The sequence below is a fragment of the Agromyces sp. Soil535 genome, from assembly GCF_001428255.1.
Taxonomy (GTDB): Bacteria; Actinomycetota; Actinomycetes; order Actinomycetales; family Microbacteriaceae; genus Agromyces.
The window spans coordinates 446,532-463,577 of record NZ_LMRW01000023.1; the positions used below are offsets into that span (position 1 = coordinate 446,532).

Annotated in this window: 14 protein-coding genes; 10 read left to right on the plus strand and 4 right to left on the minus strand. The window is 68.9% G+C overall.

Features of this window, described 5'->3' with window-relative positions; genetic code table 11:
• Window positions 1-14: 14 nt before the first annotated feature.
• Both ASG80_RS15140 and zapE read right to left on the minus strand, forming a co-directional pair.
• Window positions 15-1,280, minus strand: coding sequence for an ammonium transporter (locus ASG80_RS15140; protein ID WP_056732093.1), 1,266 nt, complete (start codon window positions 1,278-1,280; stop codon window positions 15-17).
• A 216-nt stretch (window positions 1,281-1,496) separates the two neighbouring features.
• On the minus strand, window positions 1,497-2,552 hold the full coding sequence (gene zapE / locus ASG80_RS15145; protein WP_056732094.1) for a cell division protein ZapE: 1,056 nt from the start codon (window positions 2,550-2,552) through the stop codon (window positions 1,497-1,499).
• A gap of 143 nt (window positions 2,553-2,695) precedes the next feature.
• Between zapE and ASG80_RS15150 the strand changes: the two genes are divergently transcribed.
• Together ASG80_RS15150 and ASG80_RS15155 are read left to right on the plus strand one after the other, a co-directional pair.
• The gene (locus tag ASG80_RS15150; protein ID WP_056732096.1) at window positions 2,696-3,595 is read left to right on the plus strand and encodes a sulfurtransferase; all 900 of its coding nucleotides are present in this window, start codon (window positions 2,696-2,698) and stop codon (window positions 3,593-3,595) included.
• Between the two features lie 50 nt (window positions 3,596-3,645).
• Complete coding sequence (locus tag ASG80_RS15155) at window positions 3,646-4,083, plus strand: SufE family protein (protein WP_056732097.1); 438 nt, start codon at window positions 3,646-3,648, stop codon at window positions 4,081-4,083.
• Window positions 4,084-4,137: 54 nt separating this feature from the next.
• On the opposite strand, the gene ASG80_RS15160 is transcribed toward ASG80_RS15155, so the two are convergent.
• On the minus strand, window positions 4,138-5,352 hold the full coding sequence (locus ASG80_RS15160) for a S9 family peptidase (RefSeq protein WP_082590416.1): 1,215 nt from the start codon (window positions 5,350-5,352) through the stop codon (window positions 4,138-4,140).
• Window positions 5,353-5,444: 92 nt separating this feature from the next.
• Here ASG80_RS15160 and ASG80_RS15165 point away from each other — a divergent pair, with 92 nt between their 5' ends.
• From ASG80_RS15165 to ASG80_RS15190, 6 genes are all read left to right on the plus strand, one after another.
• Window positions 5,445-6,035, plus strand: coding sequence for a DUF3000 domain-containing protein (locus ASG80_RS15165; protein ID WP_056732101.1), 591 nt, complete (start codon window positions 5,445-5,447; stop codon window positions 6,033-6,035).
• Window positions 6,028-7,224: an HRDC domain-containing protein gene (locus ASG80_RS15170; protein ID WP_056732107.1), complete on the plus strand. Its 1,197-nt coding sequence runs from the start codon at window positions 6,028-6,030 to the stop codon at window positions 7,222-7,224. The genes ASG80_RS15165 and ASG80_RS15170 overlap by 8 nt, the downstream gene beginning before the upstream one ends.
• Before the next feature lie 77 nt (window positions 7,225-7,301).
• Window positions 7,302-8,507 (plus strand): acetyl-CoA C-acyltransferase, encoded by a 1,206-nt coding sequence (locus ASG80_RS15175; RefSeq protein ID WP_056732114.1) that lies wholly within the window; start codon window positions 7,302-7,304, stop codon window positions 8,505-8,507.
• A gap of 2 nt (window positions 8,508-8,509) precedes the next feature.
• Entirely contained in the window at window positions 8,510-10,651 is a 2,142-nt protein-coding gene (locus ASG80_RS15180) for a 3-hydroxyacyl-CoA dehydrogenase NAD-binding domain-containing protein (RefSeq protein WP_056732115.1), read from the plus strand.
• A gap of 104 nt (window positions 10,652-10,755) precedes the next feature.
• Window positions 10,756-11,433, plus strand: a complete 678-nt coding sequence (locus ASG80_RS15185; protein WP_056732116.1) for a TetR/AcrR family transcriptional regulator — start codon at window positions 10,756-10,758, stop codon at window positions 11,431-11,433.
• A complete protein-coding gene (locus ASG80_RS15190; protein ID WP_156401868.1) occupies window positions 11,430-12,008 on the plus strand; it encodes a hypothetical protein in 579 nt (192 codons plus the stop codon). The genes ASG80_RS15185 and ASG80_RS15190 overlap by 4 nt, the downstream gene beginning before the upstream one ends.
• A gap of 8 nt (window positions 12,009-12,016) precedes the next feature.
• On the opposite strand, the gene dxs is transcribed toward ASG80_RS15190, so the two are convergent.
• Window positions 12,017-13,963 carry a 1-deoxy-D-xylulose-5-phosphate synthase gene (gene dxs, locus ASG80_RS15195; protein WP_056732118.1) on the minus strand — a complete coding sequence of 649 codons (1,947 nt, stop codon included), beginning with the start codon at window positions 13,961-13,963 and terminating at the stop codon, window positions 12,017-12,019.
• A gap of 163 nt (window positions 13,964-14,126) precedes the next feature.
• Between dxs and ASG80_RS15200 the strand changes: the two genes are divergently transcribed.
• A complete protein-coding gene (locus tag ASG80_RS15200) occupies window positions 14,127-15,308 on the plus strand; it encodes a pyridoxal phosphate-dependent aminotransferase (RefSeq protein ID WP_056732119.1) in 1,182 nt (393 codons plus the stop codon).
• A 658-nt stretch (window positions 15,309-15,966) separates the two neighbouring features.
• Window positions 15,967-17,010, plus strand: a complete 1,044-nt coding sequence (locus ASG80_RS15205) for an IS30 family transposase (RefSeq protein ID WP_235508348.1) — start codon at window positions 15,967-15,969, stop codon at window positions 17,008-17,010.
• Window positions 17,011-17,046: the final 36 nt, after the last annotated feature.

Genomic DNA, 17,046 nt, shown 5'->3' on the forward strand with positions numbered 1-17,046 from the left:
GTGATTCAGCGTCGTCAGACGGTCTCGAGCTTGTAGCCCTCCTCGCCGTGCACGACGGTGTCGATGCCGGCAATCTCGTCCTCGTTCTTCACCCGGAAGCCCATGGTCTTCTGGATGATGAACCCGATGACCCAGGCGAGCACGAACGAGTAGATCATGACCGAGAAGGCCGCGATCGCCTGCACCAGCAGCTGCGTGAGGTTGCCGCTGTAGATGAGGCCGACGCCGTTGGCGAAGAAGCCGAGGTAGAGCGTACCGATGAGGCCGCCGACGAGGTGGATGCCCACCACGTCGAGCGAGTCGTCGAAGCCCCACTTGAACTTCAGGTCGATCGCAAGGGCGCAGACGGCACCGGCGATGACACCCAGCAGGATCGCCCAGCCGGGCGTGAGGAAGGCACACGCCGGGGTGATCGCGACGAGACCGGCGACGGCGCCCGATGCAGCTCCGACGGAGGTGGGCTTGCCATCCTTGATCTTCTCCACGACGAGCCAGGCGAGCAGGGCCGCGGCCGGCGCGGCAAGCGTGTTGATCCACGCGATCGCCGCGGTGTTGTCTGCGGCGAGCTCCGAACCGGCGTTGAAGCCGAACCATCCGAACCACAGGAGACCGGCGCCGAGCAGCACGAACGGCGGGTTGTGGGGCACGTGTGCGCCCTTCGAGAAGCCCACGCGCTTGCCGAGCACGAGCGCCAGCGCGAGCGCAGCCGCACCGGCGTTGATGTGCACCGCCGTGCCGCCGGCGAAGTCGAGTGCGCCCTGGCCGAAGAACTCCTGCATGCCGTAGGTGATCCAGCCGCCGTAGGAGTAGGCGCCTGTCTCCGGATCGAGGCCGAAGTTGAACACCCAGCTCGCGACGGGGAAGTAGACGACCGTCGCCCACACTCCTGCGAAGACCATCCAGGCGCCGAACTTCGCGCGGTCGGCGATGGCGCCCGAGACCAGCGCGACCGTGATGATCGCGAAGGTCGCCTGGAAGGCCACGAACGCGAGCGGCGGGTAGGCAGCCCCTTCAGGCGTCTCCAGCAGGCTCTGCAGGCCGATCTCCGACCAGTCGATGGTCCACACCGGAGCCATGCCTTCCGTCGCGGGGAACGCGATGGCGTAGCCGTACAGCACCCAGAGCACGCCGATGAGGCCGATGGCGCCGAAGCTCATCATCATCATGCTGATGACGCTCTTGGCCTTGACGAGCCCGCCGTAGAAGAACGCGAGCCCGGGCGTCATGAGCAACACGAGTGCCGCCATGATCAGAAGGAACGCCGTATTGCCTTGATCCATCTCGAACCTCTCTCAGTGCAGGGGTGGGGAACCTGGTGCGGTCCAGTCTCATCACGGCACGTTTCGGGAGAGATCGAGTTATGTTTCGGGATCGTTACGGCCTGGGCCATCTATGTAAACAGCAGATTTCGGCGGACGGGGCGATCGGTGTGAGTTCGGTCCGTCGCGGCATATCCCGGCATCCGGATGGCGTGAGCGGATGCCGCGGGCCGCGGCTCACTCGTGCGGGGGCAGCTCCCCCGTGGTGAGCGCGATCATGCGGCTCATCGCGCGCAGGTACTTCTTGCGGTACCCGCCGGCCATCATCTCGTCGTCGAAGACGCGGTCGAGCGGGATGCCGCTCGCGATGACCGGCACCTCGGCGTCGTAGACGCGGTCGATGAACGCCACGAGCCGCAGCGCGGCGTTCTGGTTGGACAGCTCGTGCACGCCCTCGAGCGCGATGAACTCGACCCCGTCGATGAGCTTGATGTACTTCGAGGGATGCACCGTGGCCAGGTGCGCGATGAGCTCGTCGAATCCGTCGAGCGAGACCCGGTGGCCGCGCGTCGCGAGCGCCTCGGCGGTGTGCGCGACCAAGGCGCCGTCGGGGAGGGCCTCGGCATGCCCCTCGGTGTCGCGGCGGCGGTAGTCGAGCCCGTCGATCCGGAGCGTCTCGAAATTGGACGACAGCGCGTGGATCTCGCGGAGGAAGTCGGCCGCGGCGAAGCGGCCCTCGCCGAGCGCGTTCGGCGGCGTGTTCGACGTCGCCGCCACCCGTGTGCCGCCGGCCATCAGCTCGCCGAGGAACCTGGTCATGAGCATCGTGTCGCCCGGGTCGTCGAGTTCGAACTCGTCGATGCAGACGAGGCGCGCGCCCGACAGCAACTGCACCGCATTGGCATAGCCGAGTGCGCCGACGAGCGCCGTGTACTCGATGAACGTGCCGAAGTACTTCGGGCCGTGCGCGACGTGCCACAGCGCGGCGAGCAGATGCGTCTTGCCGACACCGAACCCGCCGTCGAGATAGACGCCCGGAAGCTCGATGCGCGCGGGCCGCTTGCGCGAGAAGAAGCCGCCGGGCCGCTGCGCGGCGCGCCAGGCGCCGGCGAACGCGTTGAGGCGGTCGAGTGCTGCCTGCTGCGACGGGAAGTCGGGGTCGGGTCGGTACGATTCGAAGGACGCGTGCTCGAACTGCGGTGGCGGGATGAGTTCCGACGCGATCTCGGCACCGGAGATCGACGGGCTCCGCTCGACGAGTCGGACGAGGGCATGGCTCGTTGGCGTGGTCATGCTGGAGGGACTCCCGTATTGCACCGGATGACGGGCATGCTGACTTCCACCCGCACGCCGCGTAGATTCGAGGTGGACAGGTGACCAGCCTAGTCCGCTGCCCCATACACCCCGTCTGACCGGACGATCCCTGGAGGTTCCCCATGTCCGCCGAGCTCGACTCCGCAGCCAAGTTCACCGAGTACGCGCACCCCGAGCGCCTCGTCACCACCGAATGGCTCGCCGAACGCCTCGGGCAACCCGGGCTCGTCGTGGTCGAGTCCGACGAGGACGTCCTGCTCTACGAGACCGGGCACATCCCCGGATCCGTGAAGGTCGACTGGCACACCGAGCTCAACGACCCGGTCGTACGCGACTACGTCAACGGCGAGCAGTTCGCGGCCCTCCTCGGCTCCAAGGGCATCGCCCGCGACACGACCGTCGTCATCTACGGCGACAAGAACAACTGGTGGGCCGCCTACGCGCTCTGGGTGTTCACGCTGTTCGGCCACGAGGACGTGCGCCTGCTCGACGGCGGTCGCGACCTCTGGATCGCCGAGGGCCGACCCCTCACCACGGATGTCACTGAGGTGACGCCCGTCGAGTACCCGGTGGTCGAGCGCGACGACTCCGTCATCCGCGCCTTCAAGGACGACGTGCTCGCCCACTTCGGGAACCCGCTGATCGACGTGCGTTCCCCCGAGGAGTACAACGGCGAGCGCACCAGCGCCCCCGCATACCCCGAGGAGGGAGCGCTGCGCGCCGGCCACATCCCGACCGCGGCGTCCGTGCCCTGGGCCCGCGCCGCCGCCGCCGACGGCACCTTCAAGCCGCGCGCCGAGCTCGACGCGATCTACCGCGACGAGGCCGGCCTCGAGGACGGCGACGACGTGATCGCCTACTGCCGTATCGGCGAGCGCTCGAGCCACACATGGTTCGTGCTTGCGTACCTGCTCGGCTTCGAGCAGGTACGCAACTACGACGGTTCGTGGACCGAGTGGGGCAGCGCCGTGCGCGTGCCGATCGTCACCGGCGCCGAGCGCGGCGAGGTGCCGACCCGCTGATCCGCCTCGGGCGGACCGTGTCGATCGCCCGCAGTGGGAGAATGGAACCGATGGACGCCACGACACTGCCCGCCCGACTCTCCGAGACCCGCGAGGACTTCCTCGCGCTCGGAGTGCGCGACCGCCTGCAACTGCTGCTCGAGTTCTCGAACGAACTGCCCGAGCTGCCCGAGCGCTACCGAGACCACCCCGACCTGTTCGAGAAGGTCGAGGAGTGCCAGTCGCCGGTGTACATCTTCGTGGAGCTCGAGCACGGTCGGGTGCACCTGCACGCGACGGCGCCGGCCGAGTCGCCGACGACGCGCGGGTTCGCGTCGATCCTCGTGCAGGGCCTCGACGGTCTACCGGTCGACGAGGTACTCGCCGTGCCCGCGGACTACCCGCAGTCGCTCGGCCTCTCCGAGGCGGTGTCGCCACTGCGCGTGCGCGGCATGACCGGGATGCTCGGCCGCGTGAAGCGCCAGGTCCGGAAGCGCATCGCCGCCTGACGCCGTCGCCGGCGATCCGCGTCGTCGCGGATGCCGCCGCAACGCGGCATCCGCTCAGCCCGCGATCTCCGCCTCGTCGCCGAGCCGGTGGACGTCGACGGAGCTGCGCTCGAGCCAGCCGCGCACGAGGCCCGTCCAACGCTCGGGATCGTGGTTCCAGAGCTTGGTGTGGCGCGCGCCCTCGAACACCTGGAACTCGATCAGGTCGGGGCGAGCCGCCGCCAGGCGGCGCGAGCCCTCGATCGGCACGAACCCGTCGTCGACGCTGTGCATGAGGAGCATCGGCACCGTGAACTCGTCGGCACGGGCGACCGGGTCGAGGTCGTCCACGTCGATCGGCGCCGCGACGCCGGTGAGCCCGCCGCTCCATGGTCCGCCGAGCAGGCGCGCGACCACGTCGCCGAGCCCACGGGGCATGCCGAGCGCCTGGCCCTGGAACCTGAGGATGTCCACCCAGTCGACGGCGGGCGAGTCCATGATGACGCCCACGAGACGCTCGCGCACGACCGCAGAGCGCAGCACCGCCTGCAACACGATCGCGCCGCCCATCGACCAGCCCATGAGCACGATGCGCTCGGCACCGTGCTCCTCTGCATAACGGACGGCGGCCACGACGTCGGCCCACTCGGTGCCGCCGAGTCCGTACCGCCGGTCCTCGCTCTCGGGGGCCTCGCCGTCGTTGCGATACGAGATGAGCAGGGTGTTCCAGCCGGCCTCCCTGGCCGGATCGACGGCGCGCAGGCCCTCGTGCCGCTTCGCGCCGCGACCATGCACCTGAATGACCCAGCGCGTCGACGGTTCGGCTGCAGAGACGAACCACGCGGGCGCGGGGCCGAGCGGGGTCTCGACCATCACGTTGTCGTAGCCGTGCCCGAGTTCCCACGGCCCCAAGTGGTACGCGCCGTTCATGCGCCCGCGATCGGTGCGCTCGAGGCGGCCGAAGTCGACCGAGTCGATGCGGCGCCGCACGAGGCGGTCGTCTGCGTCGATGACGTCGCCGAGGCGCGCGTGGCCCGACTCGTGATCGAACCAGAAGCCGTACCGGCCGCGCATCCTGGTCTCGTCGGATGCCGCCAGCACGACCTCCCCGCTCGCGAGGTCCACCGCGGCGATGCGCTCGTCCTCGGGCTTCGTCGCGGGCGGCGTCACGACCCGCCGCGCGTACACCACGGTGGCGATCGCGGCGGTCGCACCGACGGCCGCGGCGAGCAGCCCCACGGCGGCGGCCGCGACCCCGATCACTCCCCCGGCGGCGTTGCGTCGACCCATCCGTGCCCTCCCTCGCGAAGCGGTCGTCCCGTGTGGGCGGTGGTGCGGCGTGCCGCCGACATCCGTTCCACCCGAGACTCTAGTCTGCACACGTGCCCGACTCCGAGACGCCACAGCCACCAGAGTTCGAGGCCGCGCTCGACGCGCTGCGTGCGGCCTCGCTGCGGGCAGAGCTGCGCATCTCGGAGATCCCCGCACCGGGCTCGCTCGCCCCGTTCGCGGTGGCGCTCTCCGCGGATGTCGCGCCGACGCGCCACGGCGACGACTCCGACCTCGGCACCGGCCGCTTCGTCCTGTTGTACGACCCTGATGAGCCCGAGGCCTGGGGCGGCCGGTTCCGCGTGGTGTGCTTCGCGCAGGCGCCGCTCGAGACCGACATCGGGCTCGACCCCTTCCTCGCGGACGTCGCGTGGTCCTGGCTCGTCGACGCGCTCGATGCGCGGGGCGCGCGCTACATCGCCGCCTCGGGGACGGCGACGAAGATCCTGTCGACGGGTTTCGGCGAGCTCGCCCGGCAGGGCGACGGCGCCCAGATCGAGGTGCGGGCGTCATGGACGCCGCTCGACGCCGCCGTCGGCCCGCATGTGGAAGGCTGGGGAGAGTTGTTGTGCATGCTCGCGGGGCTGCCGCCTCGTTCAGAGGGGGTGACCGCCCTGCCCCGACGGAGGACCAAGCGTGGATGAATTCCGGGTGATCGAGTCGCCCGCCGACTTCGACGACGCCGTCCGACGCCTCGCAGGCGGCGAGGGACCCATCGCTGTGGATGCCGAGCGTGCGAGCGGATTCCGGTACTCGCAGCGCGCGTACCTCATCCAGTTGTTCCGGCGCGGCGCCGGCACGTTCCTCTTCGATCCGCCGCAGATCCCCGACTTCTCAAGGCTGGAGCGCGCGATCCGCTCCGAGGAGTGGGTGCTGCACGCCGCGAGCCAGGATCTCGCCTGCCTTCGGGAGGTCGGCCTCGACCCCGACCGGATCTTCGACACCGAGCTCGCGGCACGCCTGCTCGGGATGCCACGGGTCGGCCTCGCCTCGGTGGTCGAGGAACTGCTCGGCATCCGGCTGGCGAAGGAGCACTCGGCGGCCGACTGGTCGACGCGACCGCTCCCGCAGGCGTGGCTCACGTACGCCGCCCTCGACGTCCAGCTCCTCATCGACGTGCGCGACCGTCTTGTCGAACGCCTCGCCGAGGCCGACAAGTCGGAGCTCGCCGACCAGGAGTTCGAGGCGGTGCTGCACCGCGAGGCGAAGCCGCCGGCCGCCGAGCCGTGGCGCCGGCTCTCCGGCATCCATGCGATCCGCAACCCTCGCAACCTCGCGGTCGCGCGGGAGCTGTGGCTCGCCCGCGACGCCCGCGCCGCGGAGCTGGACACCGCACCCGGACGCATGGTGCCCGACGCATCGATCCTCGCTGCAGCGAAGGCGCTGCCCCAGACGCGGCGTGCGCTCGCCGACCTTCGGGAGTTCACGGGCCGAGCGAGCCGCTCCGAGCTCGATCGATGGTGGTCGGCGGTCGAACGCGGCCTCGCGACGGACCAGCTGCCCGCCGTCCGGGTGCCGAGCGACTCGCCGCCCCCGCCGCGCGCCTGGCCGATGCGCAACCCCGAGGCCGACGCCCGGCTGCGGCTGGCGAAGGCCGGGATCTCAGAGATGGCGGAACGTCTCGAGATGCCGGTGGAGAACCTGCTCACCCCCGACCACCTGCGCCGGGTGGCGTGGCATCCGCCCACCGACCCGAGCGCGGTGGCGATCTCCTCGGCGCTCGCGGCGCTTGGCGCGCGCCCCTGGCAGCTTGAGGCAACCGCACAGATAATCGCGGATGCCTTTGTCGAGGCATCACAATCGGTTCAAGACGCCGCGACCGGCGGTTCGTAGGTTCCGTCAAGCGATTCAGCGCCCTCGGATCGCGTTCGTAGGATCGAAGACATCCTGATCCGAAAGGGAGCTGCAGCGTGGCTGAACGAGCTGAAGTCGTGTTCGTCGACGGGGTCCGAACCCCGTTCGGCAAGGCCGGCGACAAGGGCATGTACTGGAACACCAGGGCCGACGATCTCGTCGTGAAGGCGATCGTGGGACTCCTCGAGCGCAATCCGAACGTGCCGAAGGACCGCATCGACGACGTCGCGATCGCGGCCACCACGCAGACCGGAGACCAGGGCCTCACCATCGGCCGGTCGGCCGCGATCCTCGCCGGCATCCCGAAGACCGTCCCGGGCTTCGCCATCGACCGCATGTGCGCCGGCGCCATGACCGCCGCCGCCATGATGTCGGGCTCGATCGGCTTCGGGATGTACGACCTCGCGATCGCCGGCGGCGTCGAGCACATGGGCCACCACCCGATGGGCTCGGGTGTCGACCCGAACCCGCGCTTCCTCAGTGAGCGGCTCGTCGGCGAGGACGCCCTCGTCATGGGTGCCACCGCCGAGCGCATCCACGACCGCTTCCCGCAGCTCACGAAGGAGCGGAGCGACCGCTATGCCCTCGCGAGCCAGCAGAAGACCGCCGCCGCCTACGCGGCCGGGAAGATCCAGCAGGACCTCGTTCCCGTCGCCATCCGCACCGAGGAGGGCTGGGGCCTCGCCACGCGCGACGAGATGATGCGACCCGAGACCACTCTCGAGGGGCTCGCGACGCTGAAGACGCCGTTCCGCCCGCACGGCCGCATCACCGCCGGCAACGCGTCCGGCCTGAACGACGGCGCCACGGCCGCCATCCTGGCATCCGGCGCCGCCGCCAAGGAGCTCGGCCTCACCCCGAAGATGAAGCTCGTGAGCTACGCGTTCGCGGGCGTCGACCCAGAGATCATGGGCATCGGCCCGATCCCCGCGACCGAGAAGGCGCTGCGCAGGGCAGGCCTCACCATCGACGACATCGACCTGTTCGAGATGAACGAGGCGTTCGCCGTGCAAGTGCTCTCGTTCCTCGACCACTACGGCATCGCCGACGACGACCCGAGGGTGAATCCATGGGGCGGCGCGATCGCGGTCGGCCACCCGCTCGCCTCGTCGGGCGTGCGCCTCATGAACCAGCTCGCGAGCCAGTTCACCGAGCGCCCCGACGTGCGATACGGCATCACCAGCATGTGCGTCGGCCTCGGACAGGGCGGCACGATGATCTGGGAGAACCCGAACTTCGACAAGAAGGCGAAGAAGGCCTGAGGATGACCGACTACTCGACCATCGATTTCGACTCCCTGGTGGCCCTCGCGGGCGACGACGAGGTCGTCACCCATTCGTACGTGCGCGACATCCCCCTGCCGTCGGGCAAGACGCTCGCGCTCGTGACACTCGACAACGGACGCGACCACACCCGCCCGAACACGCTCGGTGCGGCCACGCTGCTCGAGTACGCGAAGACGCTCGACGAGCTCACGGCGCGTGCCGCCGCCGGCGAGATCGACGCCGTGGCCGTCACGGGCAAGCCGTTCATCCTCGCCGCCGGCGCCGACCTGTCCAAGGTCGCCGAGATCCCCGACAAGGAGACCGCGAAGAAGTTCGTGCAGCTCGGCCACTACGCGCTCGGCAAGCTCAGCGGCGTCGGCGTGCCGACGTTCGTGTTCTACAACGGCCTCGCCCTGGGCGGCGGCCTCGAGATCGGCCTGCACGCCGACTACCGCACGGTGGATGCCTCCGCACCGGCGCTCGCCCTGCCCGAGGTGTTCCTCGGCCTCATCCCGGGATGGGGCGGCGCGACGATCCTGCCGAACCTCATCGGCATCGAGAACGCGCTCAAGGTCGTCATCGAGAACCCGCTGAAGCAGAACCGCACGCTCAAGGGGCAGGACGCCTACGAGCTCGGAATCGCCGACGCGATCTTCCCGTCGGTGAGCTACCTCGAGGACTCGATCCGTTGGGCCGACGACGTGATCTCGGGTCGCGTCAAGGTGAAGCGCCCGAACGAGCCCGGCAGGGTGGAGCGCCTCGTCAAGTGGGACGCCGCGATCGGCATCGTCACGAAGATGCTGAAGAGCCGCATCGGCTCGGTGCCGCAATCCCCGTACGCCGCGCTCGACCTCATGAAGGCGGCGAAGAACGGCACGCGAGCGGAAGGGTTCCAGCGTGAGGACGAGGTGCTCGCCGACCTGATCGAGGGCGACCAGCTCCAGGCATCCGTCTACGCGTTCAACCTCGTGCAGAAGCGCACGAAGCGCCCGGCCGGCGCGCCCGACAAGGAGCTCGCGAAGAAGGTCACGAAGGTGGGCGTGCTCGGCGCCGGCTACATGGCCAGCCAGCTCGCCCTGCTCTTCGTGCGCCGCCTGCGCGTGCCCGTGGTCATCACCGACATCGACGAGGAGCGCGTCGACAAGGGCGTCGCCTACATCACCGGCGAGATCGACGCACTGCTCGGAAAGGGCCGCATCTCCCCAGATGAGGCGAACCGCCTGAAGGCGCTCGTCACGGGCACCACCGACAAGGCCGACTTCGCGGACTGCGACTGGGTGATCGAGGCCGTCTTCGAGGAGCTCCAGATCAAGCAGGACGTCTTCGCCGAGATCGAGCAGTTCATCTCCCCCGAGGCCGTCCTCGCCACGAACACCTCATCGCTCTCCGTCGAGCAGATCGGGGCGAAGCTCGCGCACCCCGAGCGGCTCGTGGGCTTCCACTTCTTCACGCCGGTCGCGGTCATGCCGCTCATCGAGGTCGTGAAGACGCCGCACACGGATGACGCGACCCTCTCCACCGCGATGGTCACCGCTCGGAACCTGAAGAAGGACGCCGTGATCACGGCGGACACCCCCGGCTTCGTGGTCAACCGGCTGCTCGCCGTGCTCCTCGGCGAGGCGATGCGGGCGGTCGACGAGGGCACCTCGTTCGAGACCGTCGACCAGGCGATCGCCCCGCTCGGCCTGCCGATGGCGCCGTCGGCGCTGCTCGACCTCGTGGGCCTCAAGGTGGGCGCGCACGTGCTCGACACGCATCACGCGGCGTTCCCCGATCGCTTCTACCGAAGCGAGAACCTGCACAAGCTCGCCGACTACGGCACGCTGCTCGACAAGGACGACAAGGGCAAGGTCAAAGGCTTCGACAAGGGCGCCATGAAGCTCGTGTCCGGCGGCAAGCACCCCCGCAGCGCTGATGACATCCTCGTCACGTTGCAGGACGGCCTCGCCCGTGAGGTCCGGCTCATGCTCGACGACGGCGTGGTCGCCGCTCCCGAGGACATCGATCTCTGCATGATCCTCGGTGCTGGCTTCCCGTTCCAGATGGGCGGCCTCACGCCGTACCTCGACCGGGTCGGCGCGTCGGAGCGGGTCTTCGGCGACCCCTTCCACCACCCGCCGGTGAAGGGCGTCGGCGCGTAGCATCCCCTGACCGACCCGTAGTGGGCCCGTGACTCCTGGCGAGTCACGGGCCCCTTCATGTTCGATCCACTCTCGCCGCAGTGTTTCACTGCTATGATCTGAACATGTTCAGTTCTGCCCCCGGGCCCCTCACGAAGAGCGATCGCACGCGTGCGCACATCCGCGGGTTCGCGATGCGCTCGTTCCGTGAACGTGGCTATGACGCAACGACGATTCGACTCATTGCACAGGAGGCGGGAGTCTCGGTCGGCACGACGCACTACCACTTCCCGTCGAAGCACCACCTCGTCCAAGAGCTCTACCTCGACGTGCAGTACGCGCACCGGGCTGCTGCCGAGCCCGTCCTCGAGACGACCGGCGACCTGATCGAACGGCTGGGAATCGTCTATCGCACCGGGCTCGAAGGCCTCGCCCCGTTCCATCGCTTCGCGCCAGAATTCCTCTCGGCCGCCGTCTCCCCGCGCTCACCGATCAACCCGTTGTCGACGGAGTCCGCGCCGGCCCTCGGCATCGTCCTCGACCTGTTCCGATCGGCACTCGCGGGAGCGAAGCACTCCCTACCGACCGACTTTGAGCGCGCGTTGCCGAACGCGCTCGTGCTCGGCCATCTCCTGCTCGCGTTGTTCTGGGTGTATGACACGTCGCCTGGTCAGGAGCGTAGTTTCCGACTTCTCGAGCGGGGACTCCGCCTTCTTCGGGGTGTCCTCCCACTCACGCGCGTGCCGATGCTGCGTGCGCCGTTGCGCGAGCTACTCGATCTCGTCGCGGAGGTGCAGGCGTGAGCGTCGATGCCGCAGCGACGCGCCACCGTACCCCGTCGCCGCGGAGCGCGGCACGGCCGATGGCGTTCACCTTCGGGGAGTTCGCCCGCGGCGCCCTTGGTGCCTGGGGGTGGTTCTTATTGATGTCGATCCTGGGGCTCGCTATTGCGCCCGTGATCTCGGCGTGGGAGACCGGGATCACCTGGGGGTATGACGACTGGCTCGACGACATCGGATTCACGATCTTCATGTGGGTCATCTACGGAGGGATGTTCGTGCTTGCGTGGTCGATGGGGGCGCTCTTTCTCGGCGCGCCGCTCGCCTACCTGCTCGGATTCCTGTTGCGCACTGTGCCCGGCATTCGGATCCACCTCGTGGCGTTCACGCTCTTCGGCATCGGCGTCGGGATTGCCGTCGCTTGGACGACGCCGTTCCCCAGCGGACTCCTACCGTGGCCGACCACGGCGACACCGTTCTTGCTCGCCGCTGGGATCGCCATTCCGCTCGGCTGGCATCGCACTGCGCGGCGTGCGCTCGAGGACGACGCCGCTGCAACGCGATCCGTGTGCATCGCGCCGGCACTGCCGGAGGACTGACCGGGCCGTCAGACCCGCGGCTGGGGGCGCGTGTCGGTCGACACGCTCTCGAGGCCGGCGCCGCGCGCGTGGGGAAGCTTGGAGCCGAGCACCATCGCGGTCACGTCGCGCGCGATGTGCTGAGGGGTGAGTCCGACGCGCTCGAGGATGTCGGCGCGCGAACCGTGCTCGAGGAACTCGTCGGGCAGTCCGATCTCGGTGACCGCGGTGTCCACGTCGGCCTCGCGGAGGTCCTGGCGGATGCGCGTGCCGATGCCGCCGACGCGGATGCCGTCCTCGAGGCTCACGACGATCCGGTGGTCGCGCGCGAGCTCGATCACGCTGCGCGGAACGGGCACCACCCAACGCGGGTCGACGACGGTGGCGCCGATCCCCTGCGCCTCGAGCCGTTCGGCCACCTGGAGCCCGATGCCCGCCATGGGGCCGACTGTGACGACCAGCACGTCCTTCCGGCCCGACTCCGCAAGCACGTCGACGCCGTCGTGCGTGCGTCGGATCGCGTCGAAGTCCACGCCGACCGTGCCCTTCGGGAACCGCAGCACCGTGGGCGCGTCGTCGACGGCCACGGCCTCGCCGAGCTCCTCCGCGAGTCGCACGGAGTCGCGTGGGGCAGCAATGCGGATGCCGGGCACGACCTGCAGGATCGACAGGTCCCAGACACCGTGGTGGCTCGGCCCGTCGGGGCCGGTGACGCCGGCGCGGTCGAGCACGAACGTGACGCCGGCCTTGTGCAGCGCGACATCCATGAGCACCTGGTCGAATGCGCGATTGATGAACGTCGCGTAGACGGCGACCACCGGATGCAGCCCACCGAACGCGAGGCCGGCTGCGGACGTCGCCGCGTGCTGCTCGGCGATGCCCACGTCGAACACGCGGTTCGGGAACCGCTCGGCCATGCGGTGCAGGCCGGTGGGTCTCAGCATGGCGGCCGTGATGCCGACGAGCCGCTCATTGCGCTCGGCCTGGCGAACGAGTTCGCCTGCGAACACGTTGGTCCACGACGGCGCGGATGCCGCCTCGAGCGACTCCCCCGTCTCGGGATCGATCTGGCCGACGGCGTGGAACTGGTCGGCGACGTCGTTGCGCGCCGGCTCGTAGCCGCGACCCTTGTCGGTGATCGTGTGCACGATGACGGGGGCGCCGTAGTCCTTCGCCTGCCGGAGCGCCGCCTCCATGGCGCGTTCGTCGTGGCCGTCGACGGGGCCGATGTACTTGATGTCGAGATTCGAGTAGAGCGCCTCATTGCCCGTGACGCGACTCAGGAACCCGTGCAGGCCGCCGCGCACGCCACGGTAGAACGCGCGGGCCGGCTGGCCGAGACGGTCGAACGCGCGACGGCTCGAGAGGTGCAGGTTGCGGTAGGTCTGCTTCGTGCGCACGCTGTCGAGGAACCGTGCCATGCCGCCGATCGTCGGGGCATAGGAGCGGCCGTTGTCGTTCACGATGACGATCAGCTTGCGAGTGTTGTCGTCGGAGATGTTGTTGAGCGCCTCCCACGTCATGCCGCCGGTGAGCGCGCCGTCGCCGACGACCGCGACGACGTGCCGGTCGTCCTGGCCGGTCATCTCGAACGCCTTCGAGATGCCGTCGGCCCACGACAGCGAGCTGGACGCGTGAGAGCTCTCGACGATGTCGTGCTCGGATTCGGACCGCTGCGGATAGCCGGCGATGCCTCCCGTCTGGCGGAGCGTCGACAGGTCCTTGCGCCCGGTGAGGAGCTTGTGCACGTACGACTGGTGGCCCGTGTCGAACACGATGGCGTCGCGCGGCGAATCGAACACGCGGTGGATCGCGATGGTCATCTCGACGACGCCGAGGTTCGGTCCCAGGTGTCCGCCCGTCTTCGACACTGATGCGACGAGGTACTCGCGGATCTCGGCCGCGAGCTGCTCGAGCTGCTCGTGACTCAGCGCGTCGAGGTCGCGCGGTCCCGAGATCGTCTCGAGCAGGGTCATGCGGAACCGCCTTTCACCGAACGCCTCGGTAGGGCGAGGCATCAAATGATTCTACGCGACCCCGCCGCGGGCGCCCGTGTGCCACTGGTGTCTCGGCAATCGGCGGAGGAGAATGACGCCGAGGGCCCCCGGGACCCGACGGGCGGGCCAGGTGGAGGCTGCCATGACGGTCCGTCCTACACGACTCGCGGAAGTCGCGGGCTTCAGCATCGACCGGGTCGCCGCCGCCGCGGGAGACGACCCCGACGTCCTGCGGCTCGAGAACCTCGACACCGACCTCGCGCCGCCGGCTGAGGCCGTCGAGGCGACTCGGGATGCCATCGGAGCGCTGTCGTCGAACTCGTACCTGCCGTTCACGGGCAGGCCGGAGTTGTGCCGCGCGGTCGCCGAACGGGTGCACCTGCGGTCCGGGACCGAGTACGACTCCGGCACTGAGGTGGTGATCACCGCGAGCGACGGTGACGGCCTGCTCGACGCCCTGCTCGCGGTCACGGATCCCGGCGACGAGGTCATCCTGACCGACCCCACCTACGCCGGCATGCTCAACCGTGTTCGGCTCGCCGGCGCCTCGCCCCACCTCGTGCCGATGCGCGTCGTGGAGGGGGCATGGCGCCTCGACCTCGATGAGCTCGCCGGCGCGGTCGGCCCCGCCACGCGAGCGATCATGCTCCAGAATCCGTCGTTCCCGTCGGGTTACCTGCTCACCGACGACGAGTGGCACGCGATCGCCAGGATCTGCGTCGACCACGATCTCTGGTTGGTCTACTGGGCGTTCATGGAGGGCATCGTCTATGACAGCGCGCCGATCCTCCATCCCGTCGCATACCCGGGCATGCGGGAACGCACGATCATCGTCGGCACCGTCTCGATGGAGCAGCGCATGATCGGATGGCGCATCGGATGGATCGTCGCGCCCGCCGCCGTGATGGCCGATCTCTCGATGGTGCACATCTACAACGGGATCGTCGCGGGCGGCTTCGCGCAAGCCGGGGCCGTGGCGGCGCTCACGACCCCCGACGACGGCCTCGCCGCCAGCGTCGCGGAGTGGCAGCGACGACGTGACACGGTCAACGCGGAGCTGCGCGGGCTGCCGGTCGTCCCGGCGGCGGGCGGCTGGTCGCAGCTGCTCGACGCACGGGCGCTGGGCGTCGAGCCCGGCGACCTCTCGCGCGCCCTGCTCGCGCACCAGGTGGCGGCGACGCCCATGACCGGCTGGGGCGGCGTGATCGCGGACCGTCACCTCAGGCTGGTGTTCAGTCGGGAGCCCGTCAAGCGCCTGATGCTGCTCGGCGAGCGGATGATGGGCGCTCTCGATGACCTCGGGGTGCCCTCAACCCTCCGCTGACCCATCGCAGACGCGAGCGGGGGCCGAGCCCTTCCTGCGGGTTCTGACGGTGGTCGCAACACCCTGATTTTCAGGAGGTTGCGGCCACCGTGTCGTTTTCAGGGGATCGTGCGGAGCTGAGGGCGGAGTTCCTCTCGTGATCATCATGGCCGCGTACTCGCTGGTGCTCGACTTCGACATGATNGGACACCGGCCCGGCGGGTGCCGGGTGCGGTCTGGACTGAGGTGTTCATGAAGGGCCGGGATCCCGTGCGGGTTCTGACGGTGGTCGCAACACCCTGATTTTCAGGAGGTTGCGGCCACCGTGTCGTTTTCAGGGGATCGTGCGGAGCTGAGGGCGGAGTTCCTCGCGTTGATGGCTGTCGTTGGGAGCGTGTCCGCGGTCGCTCGTCAGCTGGGGTTGAACAGGAATACCGCGTTCGGGTGGGCGCGTCAGAAAGGTTTGCGGTCGAACGGCCGGTATCCGGCGCGGCCTGATCCACGGCAGCCGGAGTATGCCGCGTTGCGGAAGCAGRGGTTATCGCGGCGGGCCGCGGCGGACCGGGTCGGCATCCATGAACGAACGGCTGAGGACTGGGATCGCGGGGTTCGCAAGTCGCGCAACTCGAGGTTCTATCCCGACGGGCACCGCGTCGATTACACGACGGGGCAGACCACGATGGAGGGCATGACGAGTCCGCCGCTTGGCCTGGCGTTGTTGGAGAAACCGTTGCATCCGCGGTTCCTCACGCTCGAGGATCGAGAGCGGATCGGTGATCTGCGCCGGCAGGGGTGGTCGTTGCGGGCGATCGGGAGGGAACTGAGTAGGCCTGCGTCGACGATCAAGCGAGAGATCGATCAGAACGCGTCCGCGGGCGGGGCGTATCGGGCGAATGCGGCGCACCGCCATTCCGTCGCGCGACGACCCCGCCCGAAGCCGTCGAAGCTCGCTCAGCCGGGCCGGTTGCGTGAGTACGTGTCCGCAGGGCTCATGTCACAGTGGTCCCCGGAGCAGATCAGCAACATGCTGAGGGTGAGCTTCCCTGACGATGAGGGCATGAGGGTGAGCACGGAAACGATCTACCAAGCTCTCTACGTCCAAGCCCGCGGCGGACTCAAACGCGAGATCGTGGACGCGTTGCGGACGGGCCGGACCCGTCGGAAACCGCGTCGTTCACCGGAGCAGCGCACGAGCCGGTTCATCGACCCAATGGTGATGATCAGCGAGCGCCCCGCCGAAGTCGAGGACCGCGCCGTTCCCGGGCATTGGGAAGGCGATCTGATCCTGGGCGCGGGGAATCGGTCCGCGATCGTGACCCTCGTTGAGCGGTCAACGCGGTACGTGATGCTCGGTCACCTGACCGCAGGGCATACCGCCGAGGAAGTCCGTGACGTGCTCGTCGGGCTGATCGGTACCCTGCCTGCTCATCTGCGTGGGTCGTTGACCTGGGACCAGGGCGCCGAGATGGCCGCACACAAGTCGTTCCACATCGCCACCGGTGTTCAGGTGTACTTCTGTGACCCCGCCAGCCCCTGGCAGCGTGGCTCGAATGAGAACACCAACGGACTCTTGCGCCAGTACTTCCCGAAAGGCACCGATCTATCCGCCCACAGCCCCATCGACCTTGAGCACGTCGCCCAGAAGCTCAACGGCCGCCCACGCAAAACGCTGGGCTGGGAAACCCCAGCCCAGCGCCTGCATAAACTCGTCAACACGGACTAATCACACGCGGTGTTGCAACGACCGATTGAATCCGCC